We start from the raw sequence: 14,812 nt of genomic DNA, 5'->3' as shown, positions 1-14,812 counted from the left end.
TGAATAATTAATAAAAAAGGATTGACTCCGGTTGAATATCGGAATCAATCCATTAATTAAGATTTAATAAAATGTCTACACTTCAGTTTTACCGATTACTGAAGCCCATTATTTATGTTAATGTGTTAGCCGTCATTTTAATTTTCAACGAATATTCATTAGTTCAAACTATTTAATTCATTAATCTTAAGAAGAACATCTAGTGCCTTTTCCATTGTTTGCAGGGAAACATATTCGAAACGACTGTGCATATTTTCTCCACCAGCAAACAGGTTTGGTGTTGGCAAGCCCTTATAAGACATCAGTACCACCACGAACTGGATAGATTACTGGCTTAATATCCAAGTCTTCCATCGCCTTTTTGGCAATTTCAACTGACTCCATCTTCCCCTTTAAAGCATCCTTGAGGTTATAGTACTGATTGTACAAGTTCATATTGATTCGCTTACTGCCTAACTCAGTATTCAAACCATCAACGATCCGTTCTAATAAATGCTTCCGTTCTTCAAAAGTTTCTCGATCATGATCACGGATAAGGTAAACCATGCGTGCATGATCAACGCTGCCGTCAAATTTATAGAGGTGGAAGAACCCTTCACGACCCTCTGTTCTTTCAGCCCGTTCATGCGCTGGCAAACTATTGTGGAGATCGATTGCAACCTGGATGGCATTAACCATCGTTCCCTTAGCAACTCCGGTATGAACATCCTTCCCAGAAATTTCAATTTCCGCTTGGGCAGCGTTAAAGGTTTCATACTCTAATTCGCCTAATGGACCGCCATCAACAGTATAAGCAAAGTCAGCGCCAAAATCATCAACGTCAAAGTGGTCAGCACCCGTACCAATTTCTTCATCAGGGCCAAGGCCAATCTTGATTTCACCATGCTTAACTTCTGGATGCTTCTTGTAATAAGCCGCCATTGTCACAATTTCGGCGACTCCTGACTTATCATCGGCACCCAATAAAGTTGAACCGTCAGTAGTAATTAACGTATCACCCTGGTAATTCTTCAAATTAGGAAATTCTGCAGTTGATAAAACATAGTTACCATCTTCATCAAGTTGAATATCACTCTGACCATCATAATCTTCAACAATTTGTGGGTTAACATTATGGGCATTAAAATCCGCTGTGTCAACATGTGAGATATAGCCAATTGTTGGAACATCATGGTCTAAGTTACTTGGAATCGTAGCGTAAACGTATGAACATTGCGGATTAATATGAACATCACTTAATCCTAAATCTTTTAATTCTGCTGCTAATTCATTTAAGAATGCCGTTTCCTTAGGGTCAGAAGGAACAGTATCTGAATCAGGATTAGAACGGGTTTCTGTCTTTACATACTTTAAGAAGCGTGGTAATAAACCTTCATATTTTTCTTCTGTCATTATTAATTCTTCCCTTCATTATTAACCATAAAATTAAATGGATCAGTATTCAGCTGATTTTGTACAATTGTGAAATCCCAATTATTTTCCTGTTTCCACTGGTTAAAAAGTTTTGCCAATTGCGGTTCACAGATCGCCTCAATGTGGTGTCCTGGATCGATTACCATTAGATGATTGGCAACCATGTCATGGGCAAAATGGTAGGTCACATCACCAGTAACATAAGCATCCGCCCCCTTATCAACGGCGACTTGCCAAAAGTCTTGACCAGCACCACCAAGAACCGCGACCCGGTGAATCGGTTTATCCAGATCTGTTGGTGCAGCTACCCACCGTAGCCCATTAACATTGAAAATTCGCATACAGTATCGGGCAAATTCTTTGGCGGTCATCAAGCCATTTAAGGTTCCAATTCTTCCCATCCCAACTGGTTGATCAGATACAGGATCAATGCCGGCTTCAACAAGCGGTTCCAGATTAGTTAACCGTAATCTAGCTGCTAGCCAATCATTCATCCCCCCATTAGCCGTATCCAAATTAGTATGGGCAGCATACACCGTAATTCCATGATTAAGTAGCTGCGCATACATTTCATTCTGCGGAATTCGGGTATCCAGATTTTTTGCTGGATGAAACATTACCGGGTGGTGAGCAAAAATAAAATCAACATCTTGCTTAATTGCTTCATGGACAACTTCTGGCCGAACATCAAGAGTCGTCATCAACCGTTTAATTGGCCGATCAGGATTCCCTAATTGCAATCCGGGATTGTCCCAGCTTTCTGCAAGTTGCGGACTCGCAAATTGTTCAAAGCGCTGAATTAATTCATTTCCTGTCGTCATTAATTGAGGACCTCCCTTATCAAGCTAATGTATTTCTCCTGTTGCTTAATTTTAGCAACTGGTGGTTTACTAGCTCGTTTAATTTGCTGGAGAACATTCTCTTGCCGCTGCAATTCATTTTGCCACTTTTGGGCAAATACGGGAGAACGCTGTTCAAGCAAAAACGGTCCAAAAGTTAACTCATACTTACTATAACGAAACGGAACAATTGACGGCTCAGCAACAATTACTTCATAAATATGACCATCTTCAGCAACCATTCTTTCAGCCATAATTTGAAATTGATGGTTCATTAACCATTCTCTTAAACGGGCCTCACCAACATTCGGCTGTAAAATTAATCGAGTTACCCCTATTAATTTTTCTGGATGAGCATCAAGAATTTGGGTAATTAATGCCCCGCCTATCCCAGCAATTGTAATTGTATCGATTCGATCACTATCTTTAATTGCTGCTAGCCCATCAGCTAGTCGTGCTTGGATAATCTTTGCTAAATCTAACTTCTTAATCTCACTAACTGCATTTTCATAAGGCCCCCTTACAACTTCACCAGCAACTGCGTATTCAATCTGACCTTGCAGTGCTAATGCTGCTGGCAAGTAGCCATGATCTGACCCAATATCGGCTACTCGTGCGCCTTGAGGGACAAATTTAGCAACAGTTGTTAACCGCTGGGATAAATTTTGTGCATCCACTATACCATTTCCTCTCAACATTTCTTTATACATTAAGTATAGCAAATGTTTAACCAAAGAGGAGGGAACTGTGACATAAGGACTTTTACCAAGCCCAAACACGAACAATGCGGTACGCAAATGGGTTCCAGTGCCCGGTATAGCCGAACTCTGGAACCCTATTTGCGGTCGCGGGGCATGAAAGCGAAGTCATAAATGACTTCTATCACGCTCCCCCCTCCCCATTAAATTTCAACCTAATTATTAATTATTCAATTCTTTTACAAACTTACCAATCCGATTAAGGGCTTCATGAAGATCCTCATCAGAGGAAGCATATGAAAGACGAACATAGCCTTCGCCCCCAGCACCAAATGCACTCCCGGGAGTAACGCCGACCTTTGCTTGATGAGCTAATTCAGTAGCAAACTTAACATCGTCCTTACCAAATGATTCTGGAATCTTAGCAAAGATATAGAATGCTCCTTCTGGCGTTGACATTTCAAAGCCAAGATCACGTAGTCCTGCAGTCACAAAGTCACGACGCTTTTCATAGGTCTTACGGAATTCAACTGGATCTTCCTGACCATTATTAAGTGCCTCAACGGCTGCTGCCTGAACATTATCAGTAACAGTTGTTACCAAGAAGGCGTGCATTTTACCAATACTGCTCATAATCTCTTGAGGACCAGCCACATATCCTAGACGATAACCAGTCATTGCATGTGACTTCGATAGCCCTGAAATAAAAATTGTTCGTTCCGGAATCATTGAAGTTAACGAATAATGTTTAACCCCGTAAACAAGATCACTATATATTTCATCCGCAATCGCGTACAAGTGATGCTTTGTCATTACCTTAGCTAACCCCGCCAAAGTTTCCTGAGGATATTCACGACCAGTAGGGTTACTTGGGTAGTTTAGAAGAACTGCCCGCGCACCATGACCTTCCTTTTGCAATACTTCTTCAAGTCTTTCGGGAGTCAGCACAAAGCCGTCTGCTGAAGTGTCAACTTGAATTGGGGTAGCACCGGTCATTGCTACTAATGGGAAGTAAAGTGCAAATACTGGTGTTGGGATAATTACCTTATCACCAGTATTTAATAAAGCAAAAAGAGTTGATGCTAATGCTTCTGTTGCACCAACGGTTACCACAATTTCACTTTCAGGATCGTATTTAACGCCACGAGTCCGTTCAACATACTTAGAGATTGCTTCAAGCAATTCTGGCTTCCCCATTTGTGGTGCATAGTGGGAATCATTATCTTGAATACTCTTAATTGCAGCTTGCTTAACATGTTCAGGGGTATTCATATCCGGTTCACCAAGAGTTAACTTAATGATTCCGGGAATATTAGAAACTGAGCGATCAAATGCCCGGATTCCAGAAGGCGATGTTGCAGCTAATTTATGGTTAATAGTACCTGTTAAGTCTGATGACAACTTTGGCATTATAATGGTTCCTCCTTGTTAACAATTGAACATTATAAATATAATTAAGTTTAAATCCTTAAAACTTAAACAATTTAAGTGTACTGTGGAACATATGCCCAAGTCAAGCACCTTTTAATCTTTTTCTTAGAATTATTTAATTTAATAGGTATTTGATGAAAAACAATTAATAAAATAAAGTCTTAATTATCATTGATAAGTCTTGGTACGATTTCCTGGTAACTAGAACTTAATAGAGCGCGGTGAGAAAATCTTCTCTCACACGCGCTCTATCGTTTATCTATCAATCTTACTTAATTTACTCAAGGAAATCCTTTAATTGCTTTGAACGAGATGGGTGGCGCAACTTCCGCAAGGCCTTTGCTTCAATTTGCCGAATCCGTTCACGGGTAACACCAAAGACTTTTCCAACTTCTTCAAGTGTCCTAGTACGACCATCGTCAAGACCAAAGCGAAGCCGAAGAACATTTTCTTCCCGATCGGTTAATGTATCAAGAACATTTTCCAGCTGCTTCTTCATCATTTCATAAGCAGCATGATCGGCTGGACTAGTTGCATCCTGATCCTCAATAAAGTCTCCCAAGTGTGAGTCATCCTCTTCACCAATTGGTGTTTCAAGGGAAACCGGTTCTTGGGCAATCTTAAGAATATTTCTTACCTTTTCAGTCGGCATATCCATTTCAGCACCAATTTCTTCTGGAAGTGGTTCCCGTCCCAAATCCTGAAGTAGTTGACGCTGGATCCGGATCAATTTATTGATTGTTTCTACCATATGAACTGGGATCCGAATAGTCCGAGCTTGATCAGCGATGGCCCGGGTAATCGCTTGACGAATCCACCAAGTAGCATAGGTTGAGAACTTAAAGCCACGCCGGTAATCAAACTTTTCAACGGCCTTCATTAACCCCATGTTACCTTCCTGGATCAAATCAAGGAACTGCATTCCTCGCCCAACATACCGCTTAGCAATAGAAACAACTAACCGCAAGTTGGCTTCAGCAAGTTCTTGCTTTGCTTCTTCATCACCTTGCTCAATCCGGAGAGCAAGGGCAACTTCTTCGTCAGCACTTAACAGGTTTACCCGACCGATTTCCTTCAGGTACATCCGTACTGGGTCATTAATCTTTACCCCAGTGGGAGCAGAGGTATCCTTCATCGCTTTTTGGGACAGCTTTTCGGTAGCTTTTAATGCCCGCGGATCAGGATCACCATTTTCATCAACAACACTAATTCCTGAATCTTCAACGTTTTGGAGTAAGTTGTCAATTCCATCAGCATTCAGTTCAAATGGTTTAGCAACAAGTTCGGTCAGCTCATCATACTTAATGTGTTTGCGCTTCTTGTAAGTACGAATTAACTTACCAACAGCGGTATCGTACTTTTTTTGATCGAAGTTATCACTATTTGAAATGACGATTTCTTTCTTTTTACTTTTTGCCATATTAATTGGTCTCCTCCGCTTTTAATTCTTGTTGCTTCTTTAAAAGTTTTATTAACTTCATTGTTAACTGGGTTGCTAATTCACTGTTATTCAATGAACTAGCCTCTCTAATCTGCGATTGTAATTCTTTGATCTTTTGTGACAGGGGAATTTGCTCCTGAATCAATTGAACACAATCATCAATAAGTTGCATATTAACTACATCATCAACGTTTAGCTGCTCAATTTGACCAAGAGTTGAACGCAAGCTATCTTCTTTCAGGTAATCCATTAGCCCGGCAGCTGAATACTCTCCATGCTCAGAAAAATAACTCTCCGCTAATAAGTATAACGTTTGATAGCGTTCATGTGCAAAGTGAAAATCATTTATTGCCGCTACATGATCCCAGACTTCCTGATCATGGAACATGTACCTTAGTAGTAATTGCTCTGCTAATTCAGTGCGCTTAATTGGATTCCGTTGTGGTGCTGGCGAGCTAGACGGTACCACCGAAATTGCCGCGGGGCTCCCATCATTTTGCAGTAACGCTGCTGGTTGCGAGTGGCGATTTCTTCTCCCTAATTGCCGACTAATATCTTGTAATTGACTTTTTAACGTCGCCTTATCAAGATCAAACTCCTTAGCAAGCTGCGTAAGGTACATGTCTTGTTCCAGTGACGATGAAAGAGTGGCTAGCAGTTTTAAGGATTGTTCTAAGTACGAAATTAACTCGGTTTGGTTGTTAAGATTCTTATTTAACCGATAAAAACGTAAATAAAAATCAACTGGCGTTTCCTCTTGATCAACTAAATACTTAGCAAACTTATCAGCACCGTTTTGTTGAACATATTCATCTGGATCGATTCCTGCTGGTAATTGAACGACACGCAATTGCATTCCCTGTGGCTGGTGATCGCGAAAAAGCGTCACTGCGCGATCAATCGCATTCTGACCAGCAGAATCACCATCATAGCAGATATCGACTTGTCTAACTGCCCGACCGAGAATGCCAACCTGTTCTTCAGTCAGACTCGTCCCCATCGAGGCAACACCATTCTTAACACCAGCACTATAAGCAGAAATAACATCCATAAACCCTTCAAACAGGTATATTTTTGATGTTCCTCGGGCCTCCTTGCGAGCAATATCAAAATTAAAGAGGGTTCGCCGCTTATTAAAAATTGGTGTTTCAGGACTATTTAAATACTTAGGCGTTTCTGCGGGCACCTTCCCAATTACTCGCCCAGAAAAACCGATCACACGACCATTCTGATTACGAAGTGGGTACATTACCCGGTCGACAAACCGGTCATGAAGACCACCATTATTATCTTCTACAAAAAGACCTGATTTACGTAACAACTGGTAATCATTGATCTTTTGCTCCAAAAAAGGCTTCAAAATTCGTTGTTCCGGGGCAAAGCCGAGATTAAAGTCATTAATTAGTTCATCGGTCATCCCCCGCCCTTTCAAATACTTTAATGCTTGAGCACCGGCAGGAGTGTTCATTAGGATATGATGATATAGTTTTGCAGTCTCTTCATGCATTACCATCAACTTACCATTAGGGGTATTATTCTCTTGACGGGTATTTTGCTCACCATTATTGAGGTATTGTGAAGGTAGATCGACATTCGCCAGTTGGGCGACTTCGGCAACGGCTTCGGTAAATGGAATGTGTTTTAATTCCATTAAAAATTGGAACACGTTTCCGCCACGGCCACAACCGAAACAGTAAAAAAATTGTTTCTGTTCATTAACGGAAAAAGAAGGAGTCTGCTCCTCATGAAATGGACAAAGGCCAACAAATCCCTTTCCTGATTGGTGCAATTGCACATAGTGACCAATTACATCACTAATATCTACGGAATTACGAATTCGATCGATGACCTCTGATGGTATTCTTGCCACTAGCTGACACCCCCCCACTGATACTAGAACAGCTACGAAAGGCCGCAACCCCTGCGGAATGCGACCTCCATAACTATTTAGCCAAAATTAACTAATATATATGATACCACAAGTCATCAATAATACAATCAAAAAGGCTTATTTAACAATTAGTTTATCCAAGTTACCAATTAAGTACGTTTGCCGAGCAAGAATTCCTAGCTGAGTCAAACGATTATTCTTTACGCTTTCATCCTTATCCATGATCATGTTTTCATCGAAGTATTCACTAATAATCGGTGCTAATGACCGCAGAGCAGCAAAGTTATCATCAACCGTCCTCTGTGCATTCTTATCAACTAAGTCATTAACGGCATCATAAAGTTTCTGTTCTGATGGATTTTGGAATAAACCTGGGTCAACCTTTACAGAAGAGTCATCATTCCCCTTTTTAGCAATCCGTAATACCCGAGTTAATGCTTCAACAACACCCTTGAAGTTTTCATCATCATGATGGGCTTTGATTGTCTTTGCAGCGTCCAGAACGTTTTCAATATCATCAGATTGAGTATCAGTAACAGTATCAATCACATCATGTTTCATGTGTTGACCACTCAATAACTGGTGAATTCGATCCATAAAGAAGGAGCGAACCTGGGCCGCATTCTTACTAATATCAATATCGACATCAAGCCCAGCTTCATTAAAGCCCTTAATGATTTCCGGTTGGATATTCAATAGTGGCAAATGCCAATTCCGGTCAGCAATAATCCGCACAATCCCGAACGCTTGACGGCGTAATGCATATGGATCATTGGAGCCGCTTGGAATCATGTCAACAGCAAAGAAGCTCATAATACTATCAAGCTTATCAGCAATTGCTAAAGCAGCGCCAACCTTACTCTCAGGTAGATCCCCTTCAGCTGAAACCGGCATGTAATGTTCCCGAATTGCTTGAGCAACAGCCGGCTTTTCACCAAAGAGCTTAGCATAGATTTCACCCATTACACCTTGCAATTCAGCAAATTCACCAACCATTTGAGTTGTTAAATCAAACTTATAAATATGTGCTGCCCGATCAAGATCAGCTAATTCTTCATCACTAAAGTTCAATCGGTTACCAAGAACTGCTGCAATTACGGCAACCCGTTGCATCTTATCGTACATCGAACTGATCTTATCGTGGAAACTAACCCGCTTTAATCGTTCAACGTATTCATCAATACTAATCTTTTGGTCCTCTTCATAGAAGAATTTTGCATCTTCCAAACGAGGTACCAAGACCCGTTCGTTCCCCTTAATCACGTTTTCTAGGTAATCGGTATTACCGTTACGAACTGCAATAAAGTTTGGTAAGAGATTCCCCTCGTGATCACGAAGATAGAAGAACCGTTGGTTGTCCTTCATTGAAGTAATTAAAACAGCATCTGGAAGAACCAGGTACTTTTTGTCAAATGAGCCAGCAAAAGCGGTTGGCCATTCAACTAAGTTATTAACTTCTTCTAGTAAATCCGGATCCTTATCAATTACCCAATCATTAGCAGAAACAATCTTATCAATTTGTTCCTCAATTAACTGCTTACGCTTTGTCTGATCAGCAATCACAAAATCATCATGCAAGGCCTTTTCGTAATCAGTTGCTTGGTTTAGTTCAACCTCATGGCCAAGGAAGCGGTGACCACGAGTAGTCCGTCCCGCTTCAACATCAAGAATCTTAAATGGAACTACTTGATCGTTCAAAAGAGAAACCAACCAGCGAATTGGTCGGATAAACTGCTGGTTATTGTATCCCCACTTCATCAAGGTTGGGAAGTTCATTGAAGTAATTACGTCTGGTAGTCCTTGAAGGACTTCAGCTACTGGCTTACCACTGATATGCTTTTCAACAAAGACATATTCAACACCCTTAACTTCTTTAAACTCAATATCGTCTACTGATGCACCTTGTCCACGAGTAAAGCCGATTGCGGCCTTAGTCCAATTGCAGTCTGCATCTTGAGCAATCTTCTTTGCGGGACCCTTTACGGATTCATCAACATCCGGTTGCTTGTCGCTTAGTTCATGAATTAACAATGATAGTCGCCGTGGGGTTGCGAATTCCTGGATCTCGTCAAAGGAAATCCGTTGTTCCTTAAGATAATTAGCTACCCGTTCATGGAGCTGCTTAATACTTGGCGTTACCACATGGGCAGGCATTTCTTCAACACCGACTTCTAATAAGTATGAGTTAGCCATGTTACTTGTCCCCCTTTTGAGCTTGCTTTGCTTTTTTAGCAGCTTGCTTTGCAGCCCGCTGCTTAGCCTTTTCTGCTTTCTTTGTGTACTCGTCTAAGGTCTTTTGCCGAAGCTTTTCATCATGGATAAGTGGGAAGCCCCGTTTACGTCGTTCTTCAACAAAGGCCTTGGCAATTGACTTAGCCATGATCCGAATCCGGTGAAGGTAACCGGCACGTTCCGTAACGGAAACTGCACCACGAGCATCTAATAAGTTAAAAGTATGGCTGCATTTAAGAACATAATCATATGTAGGATGAACCAAACCAAGCTTAATTAGGCGCTTTGCCTCAGTCTCATAATTATTGAACTCTGCTAGCAACATATCCTGGTTGCTCTCTTCAAAGGCATACTTTGAATGCTCGTATTCTGGTTCCTTAAAGATATCGCCATAGAGAACCCCGTCTGCCCATTCGAGGTCGTAAACAGAATCAACATTTTGAATATATTCAGCTAATCGTTCAAGGCCATAAGTAACTTCGGCCGCCACTGGATTCATTGGTAATTCACCAACTACTTGGAAATAGGTAAATTGGGTAACTTCCATCCCATCAAGCCAAATTTCCCAACCAACACCAGCACACCCCATTGAAGGATTTTCCCAGTTATCTTCAACAAAGCGAATATCGTGCTCAAGTGGATCGATTCCTAATTCACGTAAACTTCCTAAGTAAAGCTCCTGAATATTATCAGGAGACGGCTTCATGATTACTTGGAATTGGTGGTGTTGGTACAAGCGGTTAGGGTTTTCACCATAACGACCATCAGCAGGACGTCGTGATGGTTCAACGTAAGCAGCATTCCATGGTTCAGGACCAATTGCTCGTAAAAAGGTGTATGGACTCATTGTTCCGGCACCTTTTTCATTATCATAAGCCTGCATTAACATGCAACCTTGTTTTGCCCAGTACTTTTCAAGTGTAAATATAATATCTTGAACACTTAACTTATCAGACATATCGACTCTTCCTTTCAAAAAAGTCCCTGTAGAAACTAGTCTGCGACTAATTTCTACAGGGACGAATTAATTTCGCGGTTCCACCCTGCTTTTTTGTATTACTACAAAACAGCTCAGTTAATACAGCTGCTAAAGTGCCCCACTAATAGGCTAACTCAAAGGCTTGCACTCTCCCTCTGTCGCTCCACATTAACCGTCATTAGCTTTTTCTTTGTCGTTGCTGTAAATATATTTTTATACGTGACTTATGATAGATAAACATTTTCTAAATGTCAATTACTAAATCACTATTTTTTTAATTTCTCTTCCCACTGCCCCATTTGACGAATAAATTTTTTACTTTTTAAATTCAAGCCGACTTCATTGTCATACAACGAGTCCAGCACGAATTGTAACCGTCGTTTTGTTGCGGGATTAATCTTAATGGAATTGAGTTTTTGAAGGTTTAAGGTTGAAAACCGTTGCAAATAATAAACCATCCGTTGATCGAGGTGTAACCGTCGCTCGTCAAGATGCCAATGATTTCGACAAAGCATTCCACCGTACTGCTCAGAAAAATCCAGCGGCAAATCATCACGGCCACAAACAACACAATGATCCCAGGTTGGGGCAACCCCAAAGCGAACAAGTAATTGTGTTTCAATCACATTTGCAATTACTTGTTCATCAAGGCCGCTGTTAATTAGTTCAAGAGCTGCAGCAACCTGGTTAAACCAGCCGCCAATTCCCTGACCGTCCTGAAATGCACTGTCGACTAACGCTAATATGTATGTCGCATATGCATTTTTACTAATATCAGTGGCAATGGAGCGATACTGACTAGTATCACTTGCAGTGTTAATAAAACTTAAGCCGTTATCAGTTAATGAACCAATATATTCACCATGAGTAAAGGGCAAAATATCTGCAGCCAACCGAAAACCGCGCTTTTTGGCTCCCTTAACAAAGAACATTGCCGGGCCAATTTTATCAGTTAAGATTTTTACTAGGAGATCCCGCTCACGGTAATCACGGCGAAACATTACTATTCCCCTAAAATCAGTGGTAATCCGACTCATTGGGGCTCATCCCTTCAATTAATAATCTTTATTACGGTAACCATAGTCTTTAAGCATTGCTGATTTATCTCGCCAATCTGGAACAACCTTTACCCATAATTGAAGGAAAACCTTATCACCCAAAAGATGTTCAATATCTTGTCGGGCCTTGGTACCGATCTTCTTCAGCATTTGTCCCTTTTTACCAATAATAATCCCCTTTTGTCCGGGGCGTTCAACAATAATATTGGCAGAGATGTGAACATGCTCATCATCTTCACGTTTAACAGAGGTCACGTCAATTGCCACTGAATGAGGAACTTCCTGGCGAGTTAATTCAAAGACCTTTTCCCGAATCATTTCCGCAATTACAAACCGCTCGGGGTGATCACTAATTTGATCGCTAGGGTAATATTGCGGACCATTAGGAAGCGTTTCAATTAGCTTATTAATTAGTGGGTTAACATTATTTCCCTGAAGGGCTGAGATTGGGTAAATTCCAGCAAATGGCAACGCATCTTTATATTGCGCAGTTATCTCTGGCAAGTCATTTGGATTAATTTGATCAATCTTATTAATTACCAAGAAAATTGGCTGTTTAACGTTTTTCAACCGGTTAATAATAAAGTCATCCCCTGGACCACGATCCTCAGTAGCTGAAACCAGATACAATACGGCATCTACTTCATCAAGAGCTGACAAAGTGGACTTTTCCATAAAGTCACCGAGTTTTGTTTGTGGTTTATGAACTCCGGGAGTATCAATGAACACTATTTGAGCGTCATCAGTAGTATAAATTCCCTGGATCTTATTCCGGGTTGTCTGGGCAACATTACTCATAATTGCAACTTTTTGACCAACCACATAATTCAAAAACGTTGATTTACCAACATTCGGTCGTCCAATCAAAGCAACAAAGCCGGACTTATAATTTGGATTATCCATTCTTTCTTCTTCCTTTCTAATAACCTAGTAACTTTATTATCCTTGGTAAAAAGATAATTAGTCCCACTAAAACAGCAAATACTGCAGTAATTAACACGCCTCCTGCAGCGACATCCTTCGCCTTCTTAACATTAACATCGTAGTGATGCTCACCAAGTAAATCTGTTACAGCTTCAGTAACCGTGTTCAAAAATTCAGCCGAAAAGACAACTAGGATCGCAAGAAGAAGCCACAACCATTCCAACCGATCAACCCGCAACAGGAAGCCGAAAATAATAACTACGATCGCGGCTGCAAGGTGATAACGCATATTTCGCTCTTGTGAAATCACATCAAAAATACCGTCCATCGCGTGTCCCATTGCCTGAATCAAGTGATGATTTTTCTCTGTTTGCCGATTATCTTTCGAGACCATACTGATCCAATATCTCCCGTTGTAATGTAAACATTTTCTTTTCGTCCTCCGGCTGTTCATGATCATAACCATTTAAATGAAGGAAGCCATGGACAACAAGAAAACCCAGTTCTCGGTCAAACGAGTGACCGAGAAACTTAGCTTGCTCGGCAACCTTATCAATTGAAATAAAGATATCGCCAAGATTTACCGGTAATTCAGCTGCTAATTCAGGTTCCAAAATAATTGGTGTTTCATCACCAGATTCCTCAGCAGCAAAACTCAATACATCAGTTGCCCGGTCAACGTGCCGATATTGAGAATTTAATTCCCGGATTTCAGGGTTATTGACTAAGGTTACTGAAATTTCAGTATCATCCGCTAACTTTAATTTATTTCCCGCAAAATCAAGTAGCTTTTTTATTAATTCAATATGGGCTGTACTAACCTTTTCTGAAGTATGATCAAATATTTCTAATTCCATAAGTTAATCCTTTTCCTCGGCCTTCTTCTTCGTTGCCGCTTCCGTTTCCTCATCCCGCTTAATTAACCGTTTTGTTGCATTGGTTTCGTAAGCATTGATAATCCGGGCGACAACGGGATGGCGAACAACGTCTTCTGCCGTAAATTGAACAAATTTAATTGACTTAATGTCCTTCAAAATTCGTTTTGCGCTTACCAAGCCGCTCCGGGTGCCATGTGGTAAATCAATTTGGGAAATATCACCATTGACTACCATTTTTGAACCAAATCCCAGTCGGGTTAAGAACATCTTCATTTGTGCATTAGTGGTATTTTGTGCTTCATCAAGAATAACAAAAGCGCCATCTAAAGTTCGGCCACGCATATAAGCCAGCGTTGCAATCTCAATTACTCCCCGTTCCATTAAGCGTTGAGTATGATCCGCGCCAAAAATATCATTCAGTGCATCATAAATTGGCCGCAAGTATGGATCGATCTTTTCCTGAAGGTCCCCCGGGAGGAAGCCAAGACTTTCGCCCGCTTCAACCGCTGGCCGGGTCAAAATGATCCGTTCAACTTCGCCACGCTTAAGTGCAGCCACCGCCATTGCTACGGCTAAGTAAGTTTTCCCGGTACCAGCTGGGCCAATCCCAAAAGTAATATCGTTGTGTTTAATAGCGTTAACGTACTGGCGTTGACCAAAATTTTTCACTCGAATGGAACGCCCACGACGATCCCGAATAATTGTTTCACTATAAAGGTCGGCAAAGTAATCTAGCGTTCCTCGATGGGCCATCTTCATTGCACTAACAATATCCGTACTATGAAGGTGAATCCCTTGTTCGCTTAAATTCAGTAAAGCATGGAAAACATCTGCAGTTAATTTAACATCCTCAGGTAATCCCTTGATCCTTAAATTGTCGCCAAAGGGGTTAACGGTAACATTCATTCCTTGTTCATACAAGGAGACGAATTTATCTTGAATCCCTAATAAAGCAACCTCGGATTCTGGACTACTGATTTGAAATGTTTGCTCAATTTCTTCGTTATTTTCTACCAATTAAAATAGCT

At 40.9% G+C, this 14,812-nt stretch carries 12 protein-coding genes and 1 pseudogene; all 13 read right to left on the bottom strand.

Features of this window, described 5'->3' with window-relative positions; translation table 11 throughout:
• Positions 1-158: 158 nt before the first annotated feature.
• Positions 159-1,392 (bottom strand): annotated as a pseudogene (gene pepT / locus HUK45_RS04335) (peptidase T).
• Positions 1,393-1,394: 2 nt separating this feature from the next.
• Entirely contained in the window at positions 1,395-2,234 is an 840-nt protein-coding gene (locus tag HUK45_RS04330; RefSeq protein WP_191911248.1) for a Nif3-like dinuclear metal center hexameric protein, read from the bottom strand.
• On the bottom strand, positions 2,234-2,929 hold the full coding sequence (locus HUK45_RS04325; protein WP_328797152.1) for a tRNA (adenine(22)-N(1))-methyltransferase: 696 nt from the start codon (positions 2,927-2,929) through the stop codon (positions 2,234-2,236). Before HUK45_RS04325 ends, HUK45_RS04330 begins: the two co-directional genes overlap by 1 nt.
• Before the next feature lie 243 nt (positions 2,930-3,172).
• On the bottom strand, positions 3,173-4,360 hold the full coding sequence (locus HUK45_RS04320; RefSeq protein ID WP_191911246.1) for an aminotransferase class I/II-fold pyridoxal phosphate-dependent enzyme: 1,188 nt from the start codon (positions 4,358-4,360) through the stop codon (positions 3,173-3,175).
• Between the two features lie 298 nt (positions 4,361-4,658).
• Complete coding sequence (gene rpoD, locus HUK45_RS04315) at positions 4,659-5,801, bottom strand: RNA polymerase sigma factor RpoD (RefSeq protein ID WP_191911245.1); 1,143 nt, start codon at positions 5,799-5,801, stop codon at positions 4,659-4,661.
• Position 5,802: 1 nt separating this feature from the next.
• On the bottom strand, positions 5,803-7,692 hold the full coding sequence (dnaG, locus tag HUK45_RS04310; RefSeq protein WP_191911244.1) for a DNA primase: 1,890 nt from the start codon (positions 7,690-7,692) through the stop codon (positions 5,803-5,805).
• Between the two features lie 138 nt (positions 7,693-7,830).
• Positions 7,831-9,906: a glycine--tRNA ligase subunit beta gene (gene glyS / locus HUK45_RS04305; RefSeq protein WP_191911243.1), complete on the bottom strand. Its 2,076-nt coding sequence runs from the start codon at positions 9,904-9,906 to the stop codon at positions 7,831-7,833.
• 1 nt (position 9,907) lies between these two features.
• On the bottom strand, positions 9,908-10,903 hold the full coding sequence (gene glyQ, locus HUK45_RS04300; RefSeq protein WP_191911242.1) for a glycine--tRNA ligase subunit alpha: 996 nt from the start codon (positions 10,901-10,903) through the stop codon (positions 9,908-9,910).
• A 287-nt stretch (positions 10,904-11,190) separates the two neighbouring features.
• The gene (gene recO / locus HUK45_RS04295) at positions 11,191-11,961 is read right to left on the bottom strand and encodes a DNA repair protein RecO (RefSeq protein WP_191911241.1); all 771 of its coding nucleotides are present in this window, start codon (positions 11,959-11,961) and stop codon (positions 11,191-11,193) included.
• A gap of 18 nt (positions 11,962-11,979) precedes the next feature.
• A complete protein-coding gene (era, locus tag HUK45_RS04290; protein ID WP_191911240.1) occupies positions 11,980-12,885 on the bottom strand; it encodes a GTPase Era in 906 nt (301 codons plus the stop codon).
• 16 nt (positions 12,886-12,901) lie between these two features.
• The gene (locus HUK45_RS04285) at positions 12,902-13,300 is read right to left on the bottom strand and encodes a diacylglycerol kinase family protein (RefSeq protein ID WP_191911239.1); all 399 of its coding nucleotides are present in this window, start codon (positions 13,298-13,300) and stop codon (positions 12,902-12,904) included.
• Complete coding sequence (ybeY, locus tag HUK45_RS04280) at positions 13,284-13,763, bottom strand: rRNA maturation RNase YbeY (protein WP_191911238.1); 480 nt, start codon at positions 13,761-13,763, stop codon at positions 13,284-13,286. The genes HUK45_RS04285 and ybeY overlap by 17 nt, the downstream gene beginning before the upstream one ends.
• 3 nt (positions 13,764-13,766) lie before the next feature.
• Positions 13,767-14,801, bottom strand: coding sequence for a PhoH family protein (locus HUK45_RS04275; protein ID WP_191911237.1), 1,035 nt, complete (start codon positions 14,799-14,801; stop codon positions 13,767-13,769).
• Between the last annotated feature and the right edge of the window lie 11 nt (positions 14,802-14,812).

Origin of the sequence: Limosilactobacillus urinaemulieris, assembly GCF_014838745.1 — a bacterium.
GTDB classification, from domain to species: domain Bacteria; phylum Bacillota; class Bacilli; order Lactobacillales; family Lactobacillaceae; genus Limosilactobacillus; species Limosilactobacillus urinaemulieris.
The sequence above is the reverse complement of the archived record's forward strand: the minus strand, read 5'-3'. Positions and strand labels throughout refer to the sequence as shown.

Bases quoted from the DNA above. Each gene is read 5' to 3' on its own strand.
- glyS (WP_191911243.1), bottom strand. From the start codon at position 9,906: ATGGCTAACTCATACTTATTAGAAGTCGGTGTTGAAGAAATGCCTGCC.
- HUK45_RS04320 (WP_191911246.1), bottom strand. From the start codon at position 4,360: ATGCCAAAGTTGTCATCAGACTTAACAGGTACTATTAACCATAAATTA.
- HUK45_RS04330 (WP_191911248.1), bottom strand. From the start codon at position 2,234: ATGACGACAGGAAATGAATTAATTCAGCGCTTTGAACAATTTGCGAGT.
- HUK45_RS04285 (WP_191911239.1), bottom strand. From the start codon at position 13,300: ATGGTCTCGAAAGATAATCGGCAAACAGAGAAAAATCATCACTTGATT.
- glyQ (WP_191911242.1), bottom strand. From the start codon at position 10,903: ATGTCTGATAAGTTAAGTGTTCAAGATATTATATTTACACTTGAAAAG.
- ybeY (WP_191911238.1), bottom strand. From the start codon at position 13,763: ATGGAATTAGAAATATTTGATCATACTTCAGAAAAGGTTAGTACAGCC.
- recO (WP_191911241.1), bottom strand. From the start codon at position 11,961: ATGAGTCGGATTACCACTGATTTTAGGGGAATAGTAATGTTTCGCCGT.
- era (WP_191911240.1), bottom strand. From the start codon at position 12,885: ATGGATAATCCAAATTATAAGTCCGGCTTTGTTGCTTTGATTGGACGA.
- rpoD (WP_191911245.1), bottom strand. From the start codon at position 5,801: ATGGCAAAAAGTAAAAAGAAAGAAATCGTCATTTCAAATAGTGATAAC.